This is a genomic window from Citrobacter sp. Cm046 (genome assembly GCF_030333065.1).
Taxonomy (GTDB): Bacteria; Pseudomonadota; Gammaproteobacteria; order Enterobacterales; family Enterobacteriaceae; genus Citrobacter; species Citrobacter murliniae.
In genome coordinates this window covers 24,088-46,063 of record NZ_JAOWGP010000034.1, presented here as the reverse complement: position 1 = coordinate 46,063, position 21,976 = coordinate 24,088, and the positions used below count along the sequence as shown (strand labels likewise).

At 52.6% G+C, this 21,976-nt stretch carries 17 protein-coding genes; 4 read left to right on the top strand and 13 right to left on the bottom strand.

Annotated elements, in window-relative coordinates:
* Positions 1-75: 75 nt before the first annotated feature.
* Complete coding sequence (gene uvrB, locus OGX98_RS05065) at positions 76-2,097, bottom strand: excinuclease ABC subunit UvrB (protein ID WP_045441157.1); 2,022 nt, start codon at positions 2,095-2,097, stop codon at positions 76-78.
* A 771-nt stretch (positions 2,098-2,868) separates the two neighbouring features.
* Between uvrB and OGX98_RS05060 the strand changes: the two genes are divergently transcribed.
* Entirely contained in the window at positions 2,869-3,591 is a 723-nt protein-coding gene (locus OGX98_RS05060) for an ABC transporter ATP-binding protein (RefSeq protein ID WP_045441156.1), read from the top strand.
* On the opposite strand, the gene bioD is transcribed toward OGX98_RS05060, so the two are convergent.
* From bioD to bioB, 4 genes are read right to left on the bottom strand one after another with little or no spacing between them, the layout of a single operon-like run.
* Positions 3,557-4,255, bottom strand: coding sequence for a dethiobiotin synthase (gene bioD / locus OGX98_RS05055; RefSeq protein ID WP_045441155.1), 699 nt, complete (start codon positions 4,253-4,255; stop codon positions 3,557-3,559). The genes OGX98_RS05060 and bioD overlap by 35 nt on opposite strands.
* A complete protein-coding gene (bioC, locus tag OGX98_RS05050) occupies positions 4,248-5,003 on the bottom strand; it encodes a malonyl-ACP O-methyltransferase BioC (protein WP_045441154.1) in 756 nt (251 codons plus the stop codon). Before bioC ends, bioD begins: the two co-directional genes overlap by 8 nt.
* On the bottom strand, positions 4,990-6,144 hold the full coding sequence (bioF, locus tag OGX98_RS05045) for an 8-amino-7-oxononanoate synthase (RefSeq protein ID WP_286594925.1): 1,155 nt from the start codon (positions 6,142-6,144) through the stop codon (positions 4,990-4,992). Before bioF ends, bioC begins: the two co-directional genes overlap by 14 nt.
* Positions 6,141-7,181 carry a biotin synthase BioB gene (gene bioB / locus OGX98_RS05040; protein WP_200010631.1) on the bottom strand — a complete coding sequence of 347 codons (1,041 nt, stop codon included), beginning with the start codon at positions 7,179-7,181 and terminating at the stop codon, positions 6,141-6,143. Before bioB ends, bioF begins: the two co-directional genes overlap by 4 nt.
* Before the next feature lie 76 nt (positions 7,182-7,257).
* Here bioB and bioA point away from each other — a divergent pair, with 76 nt between their 5' ends.
* Both bioA and OGX98_RS05030 read left to right on the top strand, forming a co-directional pair.
* Complete coding sequence (gene bioA / locus OGX98_RS05035; protein ID WP_286594923.1) at positions 7,258-8,547, top strand: adenosylmethionine--8-amino-7-oxononanoate transaminase; 1,290 nt, start codon at positions 7,258-7,260, stop codon at positions 8,545-8,547.
* A 57-nt stretch (positions 8,548-8,604) separates the two neighbouring features.
* Complete coding sequence (locus tag OGX98_RS05030; RefSeq protein WP_045441150.1) at positions 8,605-9,081, top strand: kinase inhibitor; 477 nt, start codon at positions 8,605-8,607, stop codon at positions 9,079-9,081.
* Between the two features lie 40 nt (positions 9,082-9,121).
* Here the strand turns inward: OGX98_RS05030 and hutH are convergent, their stop codons facing one another.
* The 5 genes from hutH to hutI form a co-directional block, all read right to left on the bottom strand.
* A complete protein-coding gene (gene hutH / locus OGX98_RS05025; RefSeq protein WP_045441149.1) occupies positions 9,122-10,642 on the bottom strand; it encodes a histidine ammonia-lyase in 1,521 nt (506 codons plus the stop codon).
* 1 nt (position 10,643) lies between these two features.
* Positions 10,644-12,329: a urocanate hydratase gene (hutU, locus tag OGX98_RS05020; RefSeq protein ID WP_045441148.1), complete on the bottom strand. Its 1,686-nt coding sequence runs from the start codon at positions 12,327-12,329 to the stop codon at positions 10,644-10,646.
* A gap of 138 nt (positions 12,330-12,467) precedes the next feature.
* The gene (locus OGX98_RS05015) at positions 12,468-13,193 is read right to left on the bottom strand and encodes a histidine utilization repressor (RefSeq protein ID WP_045441147.1); all 726 of its coding nucleotides are present in this window, start codon (positions 13,191-13,193) and stop codon (positions 12,468-12,470) included.
* Positions 13,194-13,278: 85 nt separating this feature from the next.
* On the bottom strand, positions 13,279-14,220 hold the full coding sequence (hutG, locus tag OGX98_RS05010; protein WP_286594922.1) for a formimidoylglutamase: 942 nt from the start codon (positions 14,218-14,220) through the stop codon (positions 13,279-13,281).
* Positions 14,217-15,440, bottom strand: a complete 1,224-nt coding sequence (gene hutI, locus OGX98_RS05005; RefSeq protein WP_286594921.1) for an imidazolonepropionase — start codon at positions 15,438-15,440, stop codon at positions 14,217-14,219. The genes hutG and hutI overlap by 4 nt, the downstream gene beginning before the upstream one ends.
* 224 nt (positions 15,441-15,664) lie before the next feature.
* On the opposite strand from hutI, the gene OGX98_RS05000 reads away from it, so the two are divergent.
* Entirely contained in the window at positions 15,665-16,948 is a 1,284-nt protein-coding gene (locus OGX98_RS05000; protein WP_200010625.1) for a putative acyl-CoA thioester hydrolase, read from the top strand.
* A gap of 62 nt (positions 16,949-17,010) precedes the next feature.
* Here OGX98_RS05000 and OGX98_RS04995 read toward each other — a convergent pair whose 3' ends face one another.
* From OGX98_RS04995 to OGX98_RS04985, 3 genes are all read right to left on the bottom strand, one after another.
* Positions 17,011-19,272 (bottom strand): hydratase, encoded by a 2,262-nt coding sequence (locus OGX98_RS04995; RefSeq protein WP_286594920.1) that lies wholly within the window; start codon positions 19,270-19,272, stop codon positions 17,011-17,013.
* Positions 19,273-19,353: 81 nt separating this feature from the next.
* Positions 19,354-20,787, bottom strand: a complete 1,434-nt coding sequence (locus OGX98_RS04990) for an anion permease (RefSeq protein ID WP_048221819.1) — start codon at positions 20,785-20,787, stop codon at positions 19,354-19,356.
* 83 nt (positions 20,788-20,870) lie between these two features.
* The gene (locus OGX98_RS04985) at positions 20,871-21,923 is read right to left on the bottom strand and encodes a 4-oxalomesaconate tautomerase (RefSeq protein ID WP_286594919.1); all 1,053 of its coding nucleotides are present in this window, start codon (positions 21,921-21,923) and stop codon (positions 20,871-20,873) included.
* Positions 21,924-21,976: the final 53 nt, after the last annotated feature.

Genomic DNA, 21,976 nt, shown 5'->3' with positions numbered 1-21,976 from the left:
GACGCTTATCAGGCCTACACCGACCTTGACGTTTGTAGGCCGGATAAGGGATTTACCCCGCCATCCGGCAACGCGTTAAGACGCCGCAATAAACAGCTCGCGAAGCTGATGCAACTGGTCACGGATCTGTGCTGCCTCTTCGAACTCCAGGTTCTGCGCATGCTGCATCATCAGCCCTTCCAGCTCATGGATTTTCTGCTGCAGCGCCTTCGGCGTCATATCCAGCTCAACTACCTCGGACTTCGCCCCGGCGCGAGACTTCCCTCTGCCTTTGGCTTTTGTTTTGGCAATATTCTGACCCAACGCCAGAATATCGACCACTTTCTTGTTCAGTCCCTGAGGAGTAATACCGTGCTCTTCGTTGTACTGCTGCTGCTTCTCGCGACGACGTTCGGTTTCACTAATCGCCTTCGCCATCGAGGCGGTAATTTTATCGCCGTAGAGGATCGCTTTTCCGTTGATGTTACGTGCCGCACGACCAATGGTCTGGATAAGCGATCGCTCAGAACGCAGGAACCCTTCTTTATCTGCGTCCAGAATCGCCACCAGAGAGACCTCAGGCATGTCCAGGCCCTCACGTAACAGGTTGATGCCGACTAACACGTCAAACTCGCCCAGGCGCAGGTCACGGATGATTTCCATCCGCTCCACGGTGTCGATGTCCGAGTGCAGATAGCGCACTCGCTCGCCGTGCTCTTCGAGGTATTCCGTGAGATCTTCCGCCATCCGTTTGGTCAGCGTCGTGACCAGTACGCGCTCATTAATCGCCGCGCGGATACGAATTTCAGAGAGCAGATCGTCGACCTGCGTCGCTACCGGACGCACCTCAATAACCGGATCCAACAGACCGGTTGGTCGTACGACCTGATCGACCACTTCATCACCGGATTTCTCCAGTTCATAATTACCTGGTGTCGCAGACACATAGATGGTTTGCGGCGCCAGTGCTTCAAACTCTTCAAACTTCAGTGGGCGGTTATCCAGCGCAGACGGCAGACGGAAACCGTACTCAACCAGCGTCTCTTTTCGCGCCCGGTCGCCGCGATACATCCCGCCAATTTGCGGAATGGTGACGTGGGACTCATCCACTACCAACAGACCGTCGGCTGGCAGGTAATCAAACAACGTCGGCGGCGGCTCGCCTGGCCCTCGCCCGGACAAATAACGGGAATAGTTTTCAATGCCAGAGCAGTATCCCAGTTCGTTCATCATTTCCAGATCGAACTGCGTACGCTGGCTTAAGCGCTGTTCTTCCAGTAGTTTGTTGTTCGCCAGCAGGTTTTTACGTCTTTCGGCCAGCTCGACTTTAATGTCTTCCATGGCCTGCACAATGCGTTCGCGAGGCGTCACGTAGTGTGTTTTAGGATAGATGGTGTAGCGCGGTATGGTTGATTCAACCTGCCCGGTCAGCGGGTCAAACAGTGACAGACGCTCAACTTCTTCATCAAACAGCTCCACGCGCAGCGCAATATCGTCAGACTCAGCCGGGAAGATGTCGATCACTTCACCGCGCACACGGAAAGTACCGCGCTGGAATGCCTGATCGTTACGGGTATATTGCAACTCCGCCAGACGGCGCAGAATGGCCCGCTGATCGATAATCATCCCCACCGTCAGGTGCAGCATCATTTTCAGATACAAGTCCGGGTCACCCAAACCATAGATCGCGGAAACCGAGGCCACGACCACCACATCCCGACGCTCCAGCAGCGCCTTGGTCGCCGACAGTCGCATCTGCTCAATATGCTCGTTTACCGACGCATCTTTCTCGATAAACGTATCAGAACTCGGCACATACGCTTCCGGCTGATAATAGTCGTAGTAGGAGACAAAATACTCAACCGCATTATCCGGAAAGAACTCTTTCATCTCACCATATAGCTGGGCTGCCAGCGTCTTGTTAGGCGCCAGCACCATTGTGGGACGCTGTAAGTCAGCTATCACGTTGGCAATGGTGAATGTTTTTCCCGACCCCGTTACGCCCAGCAGCGTTTGATGCGCAAGCCCATCCTCCAGCCCTTCTTCCAGGCGACGAATCGCCTCAGGCTGATCGCCAGAGGGTTTAAAAGCGGAATTCAGTTTGAACGGTTTACTCATGAGCAGCTACCTGAAGCAATGGGCGGGCAGGTGTGTAATTTTACTCGCAGTCGTACATTTTGCCAGTAAAATATACTGGATGAAAAAACAGTAACGCGCCAGAATATATCTGTTACGCCATCAGAAAGCCCGTCACTGTGGACGAAAATTTTGGCGCTGACGAGATAAAACACCAGTAAAAATGTGTTATCCCCAGACCAATGACTTTTTTAACATTTGTCAAGCTACCGGATGAAAGTTTTGTGGCAACGCATGACACTTCTGCGACAGCCATTGATTTTATCTAACAATTTGTATTTAAATGACTATTCTCTCGAGACGTCTTTCGCACCAATTTAGTCGCAAGCCGCGTCTTCTCTCGCTTACATTGTGTTTTCTAACTCTAATGCACAAGGTTATCCACAGGAATAGTGGATAACTGCCTCCAGCCCGTACTGACTGCCGCCTGGCGAAAACACATCTATGGTCTTTTCTGGGGTAATAAAAAAAAATTATCGCTAATTTTTGATATTTATCAGCTAACGAAGCGACCTGCAGCAGCCGAGATCTTGCTCGCATTTTCATCATTTTGCTATCTGCACCACTATGACGCTCACAAGCACTGGCAATGTGCACCCTGGTGCAGGAAATCATCTCTGTGCTTTGTCATTTGATGTACGCAAATCGCTTATCACACTGTTTATCTCCCAGGTTCCTCTTCTGGCAAGAGATTTGCACTTTTCTACCCACTCCCTGCTCGTGGGGTGGATAACATCATGATGGAGAAAATCTATGCTAAGTCTTCGCGCAGTGAATCACTATTACGGTAATCAGCACACGCTATGGGATGTGGATCTCGACCTGATGCCCGGTAAGTGTACTGGCGTGCTGGGACTGCCAGGAATGGGAAAAACCACACTGGTGAATTGCATCACCGGTAATTTACCTATCGAAAGTGGCACCATGTTCTGGCATCAGGCCGGTGCGCCACCGCGCGATCTGCGTCCAATCCCCGCGGCCAGTCGCATCGCGCTGGGTATTGGCTACGTTTCACAAGAGCGGCGTATTTTTTCGCAGTTGACGGTAGAAGAGAATCTGCATATTGCGCGTAAGGCAGTTGGCGAAAGCGAGGCAATGAGCAGCAGCGATATTTACCGCCTCTTCCCACAGTTGTACGTTCTGCGTCGCAGCAAAGGGGCGATATTGTCAGATGACAATCAGTACCAGCTGGCACTCGCCAGCGCTCTGGTCACGCGCCCACGTCTGCTGATCCTCGATGAACCGACGCGGGGGACGGGCCAAGCGTATATCCACAAGCTGGGAAATTTGATCGTGCGGCTGAGCCAGGAGCTGGGCATCGCGATTATGCTTGCGGAGCAAAGTTTGCCATTCATTCGCCGGGTCGCCGACTGCTATTGCCTGTTGCATCGCGGGCGCAATGTCGCACAGGGAGCGATGACACAACTCAACGATCCGCTTCTCAACGACTGGGGGACGCCAGAGATAAAACGCTAAGATCGATATATTGCCCTGTCGATACCCGCAGCGGATCTTCCGCCAGCCATGGGATCTCTCCCAGCAACGGTGCCGGGAGAGAACGCGTCAGCGTCGCCATATATTCAGCGTGACGTTTACCCGGCGGCATCACGTCATTAGCGACCCATCCGGCAAGCGTCAGGCCAGCCTGCAGCACCGCCTGCGCGGTCAGGATGGCGTGGTTGATACAACCAAGCTTCACGCCAACGACCAGAATGACCGGCAATTGCTCCGTTTGTACCCAGTCAGCAAAACTCAGCGTCGGCGAAAGCGGTGTAAACCATCCACCAGCCCCTTCCACCAGCACCCAGTCAGCCTGCTCTTCAAGCGCACGTAAACCGGCAGACATCACCGGGGCCAAAATCGGTCTTCCTTCGTCAGCGCTGATAATATGTGGCGAAGTGGGTTCAGCGAAGGTATACGGATTAATATCCACATACTCTATCTCCAGCGTACTGTTGCGCTGCAGCGCCAGAGCATCACTGTTACGCAGGCCATCAGCGGTCATTTCACTCCCCGAAGCCACTGGCTTATACCCGACTGCCCGGTACCCCCTCTCTGCGGCTGCCTGTAACAGTGCGCAGCTGGCGACGGTTTTACCTACCTCGGTGTCCGTCCCGGTGACAAAATACGTTTTAGTCACGTTGAATCACTCCCAAAAAAAGATGATACGTCAGCGGATATCTCCCCTGCTGACAGGGCCAGGCTAACTGTAACTGGTGTAGCTGTGAGCGGGTCAGCACACGCTGTTCACGACCTTCATGCAAATGCGTTGCTCCGATACCTTTGAGCGAACGCATCGCGCTCAGCGCGTCGTCAAACCATAACGTCACGGCATGGGTGTGGTAGCCAGCATCCCAGCCATGCAGGGCATTTTTAAGTTGCTCCACAGACAAAAAATTATTGGCATGCGCCCGGTTATCTACAGCCTGCCATGCCTGACGCAACTCCGGCATGGAGCCGTGTACCAGCGTACTAAAAGCCACCGTCCCACCAGGGCGTACAACCCGGTAAAGCTCGCTTAACGCGCTGCGTAAATCACCACACCACTGCACAGCCAGGTTGCTCCAGGCCAGGTCGAAGGTCGCTGTATCCTGCGGAATGGCTTCGATATCCGCCATCAGATAGTGATGGGCAACATTTTGTCGTTGCGCCTCCGCCAGCATCTGAGGCGAAAGATCCAGGGCGGTGACATCACACCCCCGCTCCCGCCAGTAAAGACTCATGCGTCCGGGTCCACAACCGGCGTCCAGTACATGTGCATATTCACGACCCGCCAGTAGCGCCAGTAACGCATCAGCGCTCTGGCGCTGTAACCCGGCGTGTTGTTCATAATAGGTAGCAGCACGTCCGAACGCAGCCGCAATGGCTTGCTTATTAACCAGCGCCATGCAATACCTCCAGCAAACGATCGATATCCTGGGTTTCATGTGCCTGCGTCAGCGTCAGTCGCAGTCTGGCTGTACCGGCGGGTACGGTGGGAGGACGGATTGCTGTCACCCAACATCCCTGCTGGCGCAGGGCATCGGCCAGCCGTAAGGCTTTATGGTTATCACCAACGATCAGCGGCTGAATGGCGCTGTCTGAACTCACCAGTTTTAAATCTGGGGTATCCACACCTGCCCGAAAACGTTGAATTAGCATCGCCAGCTTTGCTCTCCGCTCATCACCTTCACGACTGCGGATCACTGCCAGCGCAGCACGCAACGCCTGAGCTTGAGCCGGAGGCATACTGGTGCTGTAGATCAAGTGACGGGCAAACTGCAGCAGATAATCGGCTACACTGTCAGAGCAGAGAATTGCCGCACCGCTGACGCCAAACCCTTTCCCGAACGTCACTACCAACAGCTCAGGCTTAACCTGATGCCGCCAACACGAACCGCGCCCTTCTTCACCGGTCACGCCAATGCCGTGCGCATCATCCACCAACAGCCAGCCATTATGCTGTTGCGCCGCCGCGTGGATTTCCGCCAGTGGTGCACTGTCACCATCCATGCTGAACACACCTTCAGTCACCACCAGTTGCTGCCCCGGACAGGGGGTAGCCAGCAGGCGGGCCAGATGCTGCGGATCGTTATGGCTAAAACGGCGCAACACTGCCGGGCTCAGGCTTGCGGCCTCCAACAGTGAAGCATGACTGAGGCGATCGGCGACGATACGATCGTTTTTTTCCATCAGTGCGGTAATGACTGCCTGATTGGCGGCAAAACCGGAGATAAATAACAGCGCACGTGAATAGCCCAGCCACTGCGCCAGCTCCTCTTCCAGTGCCTGATGCGCGATGGAATAGCCGCTTACGTGACCTGAGCCACCGCTGCCAACGCCAAAGCGTTCTGCACCCTGCTGCCACGCGCACACAATCTGCGGATGGTGGCTTAAACCGAGATAATCATTACTGGAGAAATTCAGATACTGGCGACCATCGGCCTGTAGCCAGCGTCCTGCCCCCTGCGTCACCGCATAACGGCGGCGCAGGGCATCGGCAGAACGACGCACCGCCAGCGCATCGTCTATTTTTTGCTGCCAGGTCATACTGTCGCCGCATTGTAGTAATCATCAGTGTCCGGCGTACGCAGAGCCTGCTCCAGACGCTGTTGCTGTTCGTTATCGCCCGCCAGTACCGCCGTTTGCTGCGGGTTAAGCCCCAGCTTGCGGAACAGCAGCAGATCTTTATCTTCGTTCGGGTTCGGCGTGGTCAACAGTTTGCAGCCGTAGAAAATAGAGTTGGCCCCGGCCATAAAACACATCGCCTGAGTTTGCTCATTCATCTGCTCGCGGCCAGCGGAAAGACGCACGTACGAGGTCGGCATCATGATCCGCGCTACAGCGATAGTGCGGATAAAATCAAATGCATCCACATCGTCGTTATCCGCCAGTGGAGTACCTTTCACCTTCACCAGCATGTTGATGGGCACGCTTTCCGGCGGCGTGGGAAGATTCGCCAGTTGCAGCAACAACCCGGCGCGATCGGTGACCGTTTCACCTAACCCGACGATACCGCCTGAGCAGACTTTGATCCCGGCCTCACGCACTTTATCCAGCGTATCAAGACGTTCCTGATAGGAACGAGTCGTGATGATATTGCCGTAGAATTCTGGCGAAGTGTCGAGGTTGTGGTTGTAGTAATCCAGCCCCGCACGGGCAAGACGTTGGGCCTGCGTTTCATCCAGCGTTCCCAGCGTCATACAGGCTTCCAGTCCCAGTTCTTTCACGCCCTGTACCATCTGCTCCAGATAAGGCATATCGCGCTCGTGCGGATTCTTCCATGCCGCCCCCATGCAGAAACGTGTTGAACCCGCTTGCTTGGCTTTACGCGCAGAGTCCAGTACCTGCTCAACTTCCATCAATCGTTCTGTTTCCAGACCGGTTTTATAGCGGGAACTTTGTGGGCAGTATTTACAGTCTTCCGGGCAGGCACCGGTTTTAATCGACAGCAGTGTACTCACCTGTACCTGCCGCGGGTCAAAATGCTGACGGTGGATCTGTTGCGCTTCGAACAGCAGATCCAGCAGGGGTTTTTCAAATAATTCGGTGACTTGCGACATTGTCCAGCGAGAAGAGTGAGCCATATTGGTGTACGTTTCGTTGTTAGTTTGGTGTAGACTTGTAAACCTAAATCTTTTTAATTTGGTTTACAAGTCGATTATGACAACTGACGATATTGCCTTTGACCAACGCCATATCTGGCACCCTTACACCTCCATGACCTCCCCGTTACCGGTGTATCCGGTAGCGCGTGCCGAAGGTTGCGAACTGATTTTATCCAGCGGTGAGAGACTGATTGACGGCATGTCATCCTGGTGGGCGGCAATCCACGGTTACAACCACCCGCAGTTGAACGCCGCAATGAAAACGCAGATCGATGACATGTCACATGTGATGTTTGGCGGCATTACCCATGCCCCTGCCATTTCACTGTGCCGCCAGTTGGTCGCCATGACGCCAGAGGCACTGGAATGCGTTTTCCTCGCGGATTCAGGCTCTGTTGCCGTCGAAGTGGCAATGAAAATGGCGCTGCAATACTGGCAGGCAAAAGGCGAATCTCGTCAGCGTTTCCTGACATTTCGTAACGGCTATCACGGAGACACCTTCGGCGCGATGTCGGTTTGCGATCCCGACAACTCAATGCACAGCCTGTGGAAAGGGTATCTGCCGGAAAACCTCTTCGCTCCAGCCCCGCAGAGTCGGATGGACGGCGAATGGAATGAGCTGGACATCGTGCCCTTTGCCCGTTTGATGGCCGCGCATCGCCATGAGATTGCAGCCATTATCCTGGAGCCGATTGTGCAGGGTGCAGGCGGCATGCGCATGTACCATCCTGAATGGTTAAAACGCATTCGCAGGATGTGCGACCGCGAAGGGATCCTGCTGATTGCCGATGAAATCGCCACCGGGTTTGGCCGTACCGGGAAGCTGTTTGCCTGTGAACACGCCAACATTGCGCCGGATATTTTGTGCCTTGGTAAAGCATTAACCGGCGGGACGATGACACTTTCCGCCACTCTGACCACCCGTCAGGTTGCGGAAACCATCAGCAACGGCGAGGCTGGCTGCTTTATGCACGGCCCGACTTTTATGGGTAACCCGCTGGCCTGCGCCGTCGCCTCCGCCAGTTTGTCTCTGCTGGAAACAGGCGAGTGGCGTGCGCAGGTCGCAGCTATTGAAGAACAATTGCGCAGCGAACTGGCACCTGCAGCTGATTCCGCATATGTCGCCGATGTACGCGTACTCGGCGCCATCGGTGTGATAGAAACCACGCATCCGGTGAATATGGCGGCGTTACAAAAGTTCTTCGTTGAACAAGGCGTGTGGATCCGGCCGTTTGGCAAACTCATCTACCTGATGCCGCCGTACATTATCCAGCCAGATCAACTGCGTCGCCTGACGCAGGTCGTGAACGATGCTGTGCGCAATGAAACATTTTTTAGCCAATAATCGGCGGTAAGTTATGAGGTTTCTGGCTACACTTTTTGGCTAACGAGAGGAGTCAGCATGAAACTAATGAGTAACGATCTGCGCGACGGGGAGAAGCTCCCGCATCGCCATGTATTTAACGGTATGGGGTATGACGGAGATAATATCTCCCCGCATCTGCTATGGGATGATGTACCTGCCGGGACCAAAAGCTTTGTTGTGACCTGTTACGATCCTGATGCGCCAACCGGCTCCGGCTGGTGGCACTGGGTGGTAGTCAACCTGCCTGCAGATACCCGTGTACTGACACAAGGATTCGGCTCCGGTCTGGTTGCGCTGCCGGAGGGAGTCATTCAGACACGCACGGATTTTGGTAAAGCGGGCTATGGCGGCGCGGCGCCACCAAAAGGAGAAACGCATCGTTATATCTTTACGGTTCATGCGCTGGATGTGGAGCGTCTTGATGTTGATGAGGGCGCCAGCGGAGCGATGGTCGGATTTAACGTCCATTTCCACTCGCTCGCCAGCGCGTCAATCACCGCACTGTTCAGTTAATCTCTGAGCCGGATAAGCGTCAGCGCCATCCGGCATTTTCTTACAGAAACTCGGGCACCAGCTTCAGCAAGGTTCCCTGCGCTAACAACTCGGTCGCGCACTCAATATCCGGGGCGAAAAAACGGTCCTGTGTATAGTGTGAAACCTGTCCACGCAATGCCTGACGCGCCTGTTCCAGCAGCGGGCTTGAGGTCAGTCCTTCTCGTAAATCGATTCCCTGACAGGCCGCCAGCCACTCCACGGCAATCACCCCGCGCGTATTGGCCGCCATCTCCCACAGTCGACGACCGGCCGCAGGCGCCATTGACACATGGTCTTCCTGGTTAGCCGAGGTCGGCAAACTGTCTACGCTGTGCGGGTGCGCCAGTGCTTTGTTCTCGCTGGCAAGCGCGGCGGCGGTGACCTGAGCAATCATAAAGCCGGAGTTGACCCCGCCGTTTTTGACCAGGAAAGGCGGTAACTGTGACATGTGCTTATCCATCATCAACGCAATACGTCGCTCTGATAAAGCACCTATTTCCGCAATCGCCAGCGCCAGATTATCCGCCGCCATCGCCACCGGTTCCGCATGGAAATTGCCGCCAGAAATAACATCGCCCTCTTCGGCAAACACCAGCGGGTTATCTGAAACTGCATTGGCTTCCACCAGCAGCACCTCCATAACCTGGCGCATTTGCGTCAGGCACGCCCCCATCACCTGCGGCTGACAGCGCAAAGAATATGGATCCTGCACTTTTTCGCAGTTATGGTGCGACTGCGAAAGCGCTGTGGAATCGGTCAGCACGTGGCGATAAAGAGAGGCGGCATCAATTTGCCCACGCTGTCCCCGGGCGGCATGAATACGGGCATCAAACGGACGTCGGGAGCCCAGCACCGCTTCGGTGGTCAGCGCCCCGCATACTGTCGCCGAGGCAAACAGTTCCTGCGCTTCAATCAACCCGCGCAGAGCAAAAGCCGTGGATGCCTGTGTACCATTCAGCAACGCCAGTCCTTCCTTCGCCTCCAGCGTGATCGGCTCCAGCCCGGCCTTCTTCAGCGCTTCTGCGGCCGGAAGCCATTCTCCCCGCCAGCGTGCCTTACCCTCACCCAACAAGGTGAGCGACATATGCGCCAGCGGAGCCAGATCGCCCGATGCCCCGACCGAGCCTTTCGCCGGGATCAACGGGTAAACCTCCGCATTCACCAGTGCAATCAGCGCTTCAATCACGCTCAGGCGAATACCGGAGAAACCGCGCGCCAGACTGTTGATTTTCAGCACCATGATCAGACGCACCATCGCATCATCCAGCGGTTCACCGACGCCCGCCGCATGAGAAAGCACCAGCGAACGCTGGAGATTTTGCAAATCTTCAGTGGCAATACGGGTCTGGGCCAGCAGGCCAAAACCCGTATTGATGCCGTAAGCCGTGCGGCCTTCGGCAACAATTTTATTGACGCAGTCCACACTGGCATTAATGGCGTCAACCGCGCTGGTATCCAGTCTCAACTGTACCGGCTGCTGCCAGATATCGCGCAACTGTGCAAAGCTCAGATGGCCCGGCGTTAAGGTAATGGTATTCATATCAGCGTTTCCCCTGCGTTGCGGCAACCATCGGCAAGTTCAGCCCTTCTTCGACAGCACATTCCACAGCAATGTCATACCCGGCATCGGCATGACGCATCACGCCCGTCGCCGGATCGTTATGTAATACCCGGGCGATACGTGCGGCGGCTTCATCAGTACCATCGCAGACAATCACCATCCCGGCATGCTGGGAGAAGCCCATTCCTACCCCGCCGCCATGGTGCAGTGATACCCAGGTCGCACCGCTGGCAGTATTAAGGAGCGCGTTCAGCAGCGGCCAGTCGGACACGGCGTCTGAACCGTCACGCATGGATTCGGTTTCACGGTTAGGGCTGGCAACCGATCCAGAATCCAGGTGATCGCGACCAATGACGATAGGTGCGGAAACTTCACCACTACGCACCATCTCGTTAAACGCCAGACCCAGCTTTTGTCGCCACTCCAGCCCTACCCAACAGATACGCGCAGGTAACCCCTGGAAATTAATCCGCTCACGCGCCATATCCAGCCAGTGATGGAGATGCTTATCGTCGGCCACGATCTCTTTTACTTTGGCATCGGTCTTATAAATATCCTGCGGATCGCCGGAAAGCGCCACCCAGCGGAACGGGCCAATGCCGCGACAGAACAACGGCCGAATGTAGGCCGGCACAAATCCAGGGAAATCAAAGGCATTTTCCACACCCATCTCTTTTGCCATCTGACGAATGTTATTGCCGTAGTCAAATGTCGGAACGCCCAGTTTGCTAAAGGCCAGCATCGCCTGCACATGCGTCGCCATCGAACGTTTCGCTGCCTGAACCGTACCCTGCGGATCGGATATTGCTTTCGCCTGATACTCTTCCCAGCTCCAGCCGGACGGCAAATAACCGTGCAGCGGGTCATGGGCGCTGGTCTGGTCGGTAACCATATCCGGACGCACACCACGCTTGACCAGTTCAGGCACAATGTCAGCGGCGTTGGCACACAGCGCAATGGAAACCGCTTTCCCCGCGCGGGTGTATTTTTCGATACGCTCCAGTGCGTCATCAAGCGAAGTAGCCTGCTCATCCACATAGCGGGTACGCAGACGGAAGTCGATACGGCTTTGCTGACATTCAATGTTCAGCGAACAGGCGCCCGCCAGGGTTGCGGCCAACGGTTGCGCCCCGCCCATCCCCCCCAATCCGGCGGTCAGCACCCAGCGTCCGCTCAGGTTGCCTTGATAATGCTGACGTCCTGCTTCGACGAAGGTCTCATAGGTTCCCTGCACGATGCCCTGACTGCCAATGTAGATCCAGCTCCCGGCAGTCATCTGGCCGTACATCGCCAGCCCTTTCGCGTCCAGTTCGTTAAAGTGTTCCCAGGTCGCCCAGTGCGGGACCAGATTGGAGTTGGCGATTAAGACCCGTGGTGCATTGTCATGGGTTTTGAACACGCCGACCGGTTTACCGGACTGCACTAACAAAGTTTCGTCGGCTTCCAGTCCGGTCAGCGCCTTGATGATGGCGTCATAACATTCCCAGTCACGCGCGGCGCGACCAATCCCGCCGTAAACCACCAGCTCGTGGGGATTTTCCGCCACCTCGGGATCAAGGTTATTCATTAACATGCGCAGCGGCGCTTCGGTCAACCAGCTTTTGGCTGTTAAGTTCGTGCCTCTTGGGGCCCGAATATCCTGCTGACGATACTTGCTTTGGGGCATGGTAAAACACTCCTCACGAACGATCGGACAGATAAGTAACATATACTTGTCTATACAAGTTGTCGCAAGGCCGCATTTAACAATTGAGATACATTTTTGTTATATTGCGTCAGCAATCACGGTTTTTGCGTCCTCGTATCAGGACATAAAACGTCCCTGCAGACGGTAGCGGGAACCCGGAAAGAGCAAGTGGGCATGGGAGACAATATGTGACGCCGACCAGGTCCGGCGACGGATTAGCAGACAGGGATCGTGTTCTTTAATGTTCAGTAGCGCACACTCTTCTGCACTGGCTCGCACGGCTTCCACAATATGCTCACCTTCTGTCAGCGGCGCAATCAGCGACAAGTAAGCGTGCGGCGTAGTCTGGCTGTAATCCTGCGTCAGGTATTCCGGCACAATTTCCGCATTCACACAGCGATCTTCAATCTGCACCGGCTGATCGTTTTCATAGTGCACCATGATGGAGTGAAAAATGGACGTGCCCTCTGCAACGTTCAACGCCGTAGCCTGCAGAGCACTTGCCTGAGTTCTTTCCAGCGTCAAAACCTCGCACCGGTGCTGATGCTGCCGGGCAATGATTTCATCCGCGATACTGCGAATTTCGAACAGCGCAGACTGACCTTTTGGCTCGGCGACAAATGTCCCGACCCCCTGCAAGCGCACCAACAATCCTTCATCCGTTAGCTCACGCAGCGCCCGGTTAATGGTCATTCGACTAAAACCATACTGCGCCACCAGTTCCGCTTCCGACGGGATACGGTCGTGCGCTTGCCAGATGCCACTGGCAATTTTGTCGCTGATCTCCTGTTTGACCTTTTCGTAAAAAGGGGCCGGAGCTGAACGGTTGCGGGATGGGAGCATGCGTAAGCCTTCCTTAAGCAGAGAGTTTTAATTGCCAGATAGCGACCACGGCATCGGCCTGATAAGCGAACCACTATCAGGCATGTCAGCGCCACCAGTGCGCGATTTGCCAGCCAAGCCGCGCCGCAACGCGTGCTGCCCTGCCATCATCGTCAAAGCGGGGATTAAATTCAACCATGTCCACCGCCTGTAATTTACCACTGCAACAAAGAGGTTCAATTAACCCCAGTACCGTCGCCAGCGGAACGCCCAGCGCAGCAGGCGCAGACACCGCCGGCATTTCCCAGACCGGTAAAACGTCGAGGTCAATCGTCAGATAGATAACATCTACGCTGGCGACAAACTGTGCTATCTGTGCCTGCGCCTGATGGCAATGCAAATCTTCTACCACAGTGACACCGCGGCGTAGCGCTTCATCCCACAACGCCTGAGTGTTTGCCGCCCGACTGACACCCACGCAGGCGTAATAAAACTCGCGCTGCTGCTCGTCGCAAAGCTCTGCCAGCTGGCGAAACGGCGTCCCTGATGTGGCCTGTTCGGCATGACGTAAATCCAGATGTGTATCGAGATTCACTATACCCACTTTTGAACGCGGGAACGCATCCAGTAGACCTGCACCGTGAGCGAATGCGGTTTCGTGCCCGCCACCTAATACAAAGGTGCGCATCTCTGCCAGCTGACAGCGTTGTATCGCACTGCGTAGCGCCTGCTGTGCACCTTCAAGGTCCGGGGACTGCGCTACAATATTTCCCAGGTCCACCAGTCTGTCATGACCTCTGTGACTGGCTAAATTTGCCAGCGCCTTACGCAGCGCGTCGGGTGCACCGGCCGCCCCCGCACGCCCCTGATTACGTTTCACACCTTCGTCGCAGGCAAATCCAAGCAGCGCAATCTGTTCACGATACATTTCAGGGGCGAACGCTGGACTGAGCGTGATGGTTTGAAACAGACGCAACGCATTCGCTGACTCAACACGATCATCGCGTCCCTGCCAGAGCGCAGGTGATGCGGGTTGCCAGTTCATCATGATATCTGCCCTCTGAATACACGTTGATAAAGTGGGTTGCGGCCAGGTTCGTAGAGAATTTCCACCGGCAGTTGCGCATCCCAGACCACAAAATCGGCAACGAATCCGGCCTTCAGTTGTCCGTGAGTGTCATGACGACCAAGCGCACGAGCCGCATGACGGGTTACGCCAGCCCAGGCCTCCTCTGGCGTTAAGCCAAACTGTACGCAGGCCATATTCATCGCCCAGTGCAGGCTAATAAACGGACTGGTGCCAGGATTGAAATCCGTTGCCACCGCCATTGGCACCTGATAGTGACGCAGCCATTCCACTGGTGGGCGCTGCTGTTCTTTGAGGAAGTAAAATGCACCCGGCAACAGAACCCCGACCGTACCACTTTGGCTCATCGCCACCACTCCGGCTTCATCCAGGTATTCAATATGATCGGCTGACAAACCGTGGTAACGGCTTACCAGTTGCGCACCACCAAGCAATGAGAGTTGCTCAACATGACCTTTAACCGGGATGCCCAGTGCCTGAGCGGCCTGAAATACACGTTCACTCTGTGTCAGCGTGAACCCGACGCTTTCACAAAACAGATCGACGGTCTCAAACAGACCTTTTTTCCACAACTGCGGCAAAATAGTCTCGCATACCAGCGTAATGTAGCCATCAGGGTCGTCACGGTACTCCACAGGCGTGGCATGCGCAGCCAACAGCGTAGGGCTGATTTCAATGATATTTTCCGCCGCCAGTGCTGACACCACGCGTAATATCTTCTCTTCAGTCGCTAAATCCAGGCCGTAACCTGATTTAATCTCGAGTAGCGTAACGCCTTCGTTTTTTAGCTGCGCCATCCGCGCCTGCGCTACGCGAAAGAGTTGTTCGGCTGAAGCGCGACGAGTCGCAGAGACGGTAGCATTGATTCCTCCCCCCTGGGCGCTGATTTGCTGATAGGAAACTCCGTTCAGTCTCTGTTCCCATTCGCCTGCGCGATTCCCGCCAAACACCAGGTGCGTATGACAGTCAATCAGACCCGGTGTAATCAGCCGCCCCTGCATATCAAATGTATTATCGTGGGTAAGGTATAACGATGATTCAGGCACAATATCTCGAATCTTACCCTGACGGACGATCAGCGCATGGCCATACACCAGGCCATACGGTGTATCACGTTCAGGATCCATGGTCGCCAGGCGGACATTGCGCCAGATAGCATCATCAGGGAAAAACTGCTGCATTCGACTCACCACTTGTCATAGGTTGTATAGACATTTATTTTGCATCCTGCGGATGTTGTCAACCTGATGGACCACAATTGTTATCTAATTGTGATATAAGGACTCTCAACGCCAGACATTGCTGCGATAAAAAACAACTTTTTACCTTTTCGCCTTCCCGTTTCGCTCAACTTAGTATAAAAAAGCAGGCTTCAATGGATAACTTTCAAAGCCCGGAGCAACCTGTGAACATATCATCAGTTTCCCGTCTGGCGCTGGCTATGGCTTTTGGCGTGACGCTGACTGCCTGTAGCTCAACCTCGCCCGATCAAATTCCTTCCGATCAGACCGCGCCTGGCACCTCCTCGCGCCCGATTCTGTCGGCGAGTGAAGCCAAAAATTTCGTTGCCGCACACTATTTTTCAGCACTGACGCCAAATACTGCGCCGTGGACCCCTTCTTCTATTTCCCTGCCAGCGCAGCCTGATTTTGTTGTCGGCCCGGCAGGTACGCAAGGCGTTACCCACACCACTATTCAGGCGGCGGTTGATGCAGCAATCATAAAACGTACCAATAAACGTCAATATATCGCCATTATGCCGGGTGAATATCAGGGCACGGTCTACATCCCTGCTGCCACGGGTAGCCTGACCTTATACGGTACAGGCGAAAAACCGCTTGATGTGAAAATCGGCCAGGCCATTGACGGTGATATGAGCACCGCAGACTGGCGTCGTTCAGTGAACCCGGGTGGTAAATATATGCCAGGCAAACCGGCGTGGTATATGTTCGATAACTGCCAGAACAAGCGCGGTCCGAATATTGGCGTGATGTGTTCTGCGGTGGTTTGGTCACAAAACAACGGCCTGCAATTGCAGAATCTGACCATTGAAAACAATCTGGGTGACAGCGTTGATGCAGGTAATCACCCGGCAGTTGCGCTGCGTACCGATGGCGATAAAGTTCAGATTAACAACGTCAATATCCTGGGTCGCCAGAATACCTTCTTCGTCACTAACAGCGGCGTGCAAAACCGTCTGGAAAACGATCGTCAACCGCGTACACTGGTCACTAACAGCTACATTGAAGGCGATGTGGATATCGTGTCTGGTCGCGGCGCGGTGGTGTTTGATAATACTGATTTCCGTGTGGTGAACTCACGAACTCAGCAGGAAGCTTACGTATTTGCCCCGGCAACGCTGTCGAACATTTACTACGGCTTCCTCGCCACCAACAGCCGCTTTACGGCAAGTGGCGATGGTGTGGCGCAACTGGGCCGCTCGCTGGATGTTGATGCGAACACTAATGGTCAGGTGGTTATTCGTGACAGCGTGATCAACGAAGGCTTTAACATGGCGAAACCATGGGCTGACAGTGTTATCGCCAAGCGTCCATTCGCGGGTAACACCGGTGCGGAAGATGATAAAGGTGAAATTCAGCGTAACCTGAACGACACCAACTTTAACCGCATGTGGGAATACAACAACCGCGGTGTCGGTAGTAAAGTGGTTGCAGAGCCGAAGCAGTAATTTCGTTTTATCCAACCTACAAAAGGGTCGCTACGAACGCGTAGCGACCCTTCTTGATTGCCTTACATCAAACGCGCTTTATTAAAGTTAATCAAACTTCCTGCCTTAATAATTTCTCGTTCTTCCGCAGTCAGGCTCTCCATATACATACTGATTTCCCTGACAGATGCATCCTCATTAAGAACGTACGCTTTTATCACACTACGGCACTCATCCAGTGCACATCGAATACCTGGAATAAAGATATACTCACCCACCTCAAAATGCGGTTCGCCTGCCATTTGCAACGGCAACATCCCCCAGTTGATGACATTAGAACGGTAACGCTTGGTGGCATATTCCTGGGCGATATTTGCCAGCCCGCCAATCACACGCTGGCAGCTTGCCGCCTGCTCACGCGCTGAGCCATCGCCTGGTTTTACGGCGTATATCATGCTGCCAATCTCCGTTTCCAGAGGGTTAATATTTTCCTGACCGGCAATCTGCTGAATGCGTTCAAAAATCAACGCCACTTCACTCGTATCACCAGCCTGCCGCCGTTTTTCCAATTCAGCAGTGGCTTTGCTCCTTCCCACATACTCTGGATCCCGGCGCGAAAGCGTAAATTCCGCCAGTCCCAGTGGATTTGAACGATAGGAGGAGGTTTCCCCGGATGGAATCAGCTCATCGGTAGTAGTCACGTCATCGAGAATTTTTGAGCACACTTTCAGCAGAATATTGTCAGTCAGTGCACCCAGCTCCGGCCAGTCTTTAATGTTTGGTCCGTAGATGAGTGATTGCTGCGTTGCTCCTTTGATGAACCCCTGATAGACACGACTTTTGTAAGGCGAGATATTAAACGTATAGTCTGGCGCGTTGTCCCAGCAATCCAGCTCCGTCGCGGAAGTCAGAAATCCACCATTTGCCGCCGTAGCAGCTATCGAACGAGCATCCATTAACGCAACGGCGGACATTTGACCATTACCTGGTTTAGAGCCTTCACGGTTCGGGAAATTACGCGTGGTATGGCGGATGCTAAGTCCATTATTAATTGGCGTGTCACCTGCACCGAAGCAAGGGCCACAGAAAGCCGTTCTGATTATCGCACCAGCACCAATCAAATCCGTCACTACACCTTTCTTCGCCAGGTCCATAAACACGGGTTGCGAAGAGGGGTATACGGCCAGCGAGAAAGTATCATTGCCACAGGACTGACCGCGTAGCGCGTTAGCGGCGGCAATAACATTCTCATAGTTGCCACCCGAACATCCGGCAATGATCCCTTGCTGAACCTTTAAGCGACCATTTTCAACTTTATCCAGCAACGAGAGACTGGCTTTCCCTTGCGTGATACGCGCAGACTCAATTTCAATCTCGCGAAGAATATCCATCAGATTCTCATTGAGAGTATCAATCTCGTAAACATTACAGGGATGGAACGGTAGCGCAATCATCGGGTTAATTGCAGACAGGTCGACATATATACACCCATCGTAATAGGCCATTGGCTGCGGATTGAGTTGGCGGTAGTCTTGCTCGCGACCGTGTAACGCCAGCCAACTGCGAGTTTGATCATCCGTTTGCCAGACAGAACTGAGACAGGTGGTTTCCGTCGTCATCACATCAACACTGTTACGAAAATCAGTAGAGAGATGACTGATGCCTGGACCGACAAACTCCATGACTTTATTTTTGACATAGCCACTTTTAAACACTGCGCCAATGATAGCCAATGCCACATCCTGCGGGCCGACACCAGGCTTGGGTTTTCCTGTCAGATAAACCGCAATCACGCCGGGATAATCGATATCCCAGCTATCATTTAGCAGCTGTTTAACCAGCTCTCCGCCCCCTTCCCCAACGGCCAGAGTTCCCAAAGCACCATAGCGGGTATGGCTGTCAGAACCAAGGATCATTTTACCGCTACCCGCCATCATTTCGCGCATATATTGATGGATTACCGCAATATGCGGTGGCACAAAAATACCGCCATAGCGCTGCGCCGCTGACAGACCAAAAATATGATCGTCACCGTTAATGGTTCCTCCTACCGCACACAATGAATTATGGCAGTTAGTAAGAACATAAGGTAATGGAAAACGCTCCATACCTGAAGCTTTTGCCGTCTGAATAATACCCACAAAAGTAATATCATGTGATGCCAATGCATCAAACTTAATTTTAAGTTTGTTCATGCAACCGGATGTATTATGTGAAGAGAGAATCGACCATGTGATAGTTCCTTTTTTCAACTCATTTTTATCGGCATGTTCTGTAACACATTCTTCAGCAAGAATTTTATTATTAGAGGATAGATAAATCCCTTTCTCGTATAACTTAATCATTTGATACTCCGAATTACTATATCTGCGCGTAAGCATAGCTGACAACAAATAGATTTATTCAATCTGTGACTTACTTTCTAATTACAACATGTTCCAGTCAATTAATAACTGCCACCACCATATACCCAGTGTGATATGAACAAGAAATGTCAAAAATGTCAGCATTGCTCCAACCAGCCACCACGATTTAATATCGTTATATCCGACCCCAAAAATAACAGGCCCCGCAGCACCACCATAATGTGTTACCATTCCACCATAGGAGTTAGAAAAGAGTAATGCCAATGCGGTCAACATCAGCGGGGCACCTGAGACATTCGCTAACATGGCAAATACTGGCATCATCGCAACAATATAAGCACTCCCGGAAGCAAAGAAATAACGAACAATAATACTCAGGAATAGAATAACAAAGAATGCTACGTTCCCATGGTTGCCAAAAGAGAGGTTGTTTTTAAAGAGTTCCGCTAACCAGACAAAAAAATTGACTTTTGATAATAAAGAGCTTAGTCCAATAATTCCACCATACCAAATTAAGGTATTCCAACCACCTTTATTTTTAACCACATCATCCCAGGTCACAACTCTCAGCAATAACATCAACCCCATTACGACAATGGCAATCGTTGATTCATCGACACAGAGACTCTTACTGAAGATCCATCCCAATAGCGCGAGAACAAAAATGCCCAACAGCATTTTCTCACGCCCCTTCATCGGCCCCAATTCCTGAAGACCCGCTTCAGCGATAGTTTTATTTTCGACTTTTTTAATTTCTGGCGGATACATAAAATAGATAATTAATGGCGTCAACAGTAGCATTACCAGCCCCGGCAAAGCCGCCGCCAGCGCCCATCCCCCCCAGCTTAATTGCAGATGGCAGATATCATTGATCATTTTCAACGCCAAAATATTTCCAGCCATCGCAGTAAAAAACATATAGCTGGTTGTTTTAGTGACCATATAAATGGTCATCATCAAATAGTGACCGACACGGCGTGGACTCTTGTCAGGCTCGGAACCCAAAGCAACCGCCACGCTATTGATGATTGGCAACACAATCCCTCCCGCTCGCGCAGTATTGGAGGGCGTTGCTGGAGCCAGCACCAGATCAAGAAAAACGGTGACGTAACCCAGCCCCAAAGTGGTATTGCCGATCTTACCGATCAAAATATAGGCAATTCGCTTACCCAAACCGGTCGTTACGAAGGCCGCACTAAGCGTAAATGCAGAGAAGACCAGCCATGTCGTACCGGAGGCATAACCGCTCAGCACGCTACTGGTTTTCAGTACCCCAGCTCCTAAATTTCCAACAACGACCATTGATGCAGCAACGGCAATTAACAACACCACGGGTTCGGGAAAAGGTTTAATAACCAGGCCAACAATAGCGGCAAGATAGATCCCAAAAAGTACCCAAGCCAACTCACTTAATCCTGCTGGTGCAGGAATGAGTCCTATAATACAAGGGATCGCTAATATTAATATTAGCTTCCATAATGATTTTATGTTCATTTTTAGTCCTGATTAATCCGTATAAAAATACAGAATCTTCTATTCAACATCCGTAACCACAGAAAAAAATAAATTAAATACAGTCAGGGAAGATAAACTTCACCTGAAAATATTTTTCTGGCAGTACGAATAACCGAGGCTCGAATAGTAGAAATATCCTGCCCATTATTAGTCAAATGAATATCAAGACTGCCGCCAGGATGTTCGATATTGATATTTCCGTAACTAACCCCTGGCGTTATCTGACGCGTAATGGTTCCTTCAATAGCACAACTGCTGGCAATGGCAATTGCTCCTGTAATCGCCAGAGCTTTATGACATGTGTGAGGCATGAAATAACGGGCATTAATTACCCCGCCTTTTTTGGCTGCTGAAATAAGAATAGGCTTGGGAATGACCATATTACTGACATCACCCAGCCCCATTGCCTGACCCGCCTGCAAGCGGATAGACTCTATCCGTGTCAATAATTCGTTGTCACTATCTAACTCATCCGGTAATTCATATCCGGTTTTACCTAAGGACTCTGCAGGAATAATAACGACCGGTGTCGCCATATCCATGCAGGTCACAGGGACAGAATCGAAATAATTGATAATTTGGCCTGTCGGAAAGATATGCCCGGTTTTGGAACCGGCTGCATTCAGGAACGTCAACCCAACAGGTGCAGATGTTCCCGGCACACCGTCTATTCTTGCTGTACCTTCATACTCAACATCACCATACGGTGTTTGTATCTCAGCTTCGATGTACGTATTGGTGTTTACATTGCGAATACGTACACAGGTCGTCGGCGTTGAGGGTGTAACCAGCCCTTTTTCGATGGCGAACGCTCCAACAGCGGAAAGCATATTACCGCAATTCGGCGTGGTATCGACACGTTGCTCATGGACCAGCACCTGAGCAAATAAATAATCGATATCTGCTCGGGAATCGTGGGAACGACTCACGATCGCGACTTTACTGGTTAGTGGATTGCCACCACCAATACCATCAATTTCCAGGGTATTCCCGGACCCCATTATTTTAATCAATATATCATCACGCTGTCTTTTTTCTTCAGGTAAATGTTCTGCTAATAAAAATGCGCCTCTGGAAGTTCCTCCGCGCATCATAACGCAAGGTATTTTTTTCACGACAATGCCCTCAAATATTGTTTTTACTGAGAACATAGTTACATGTGAAAAAT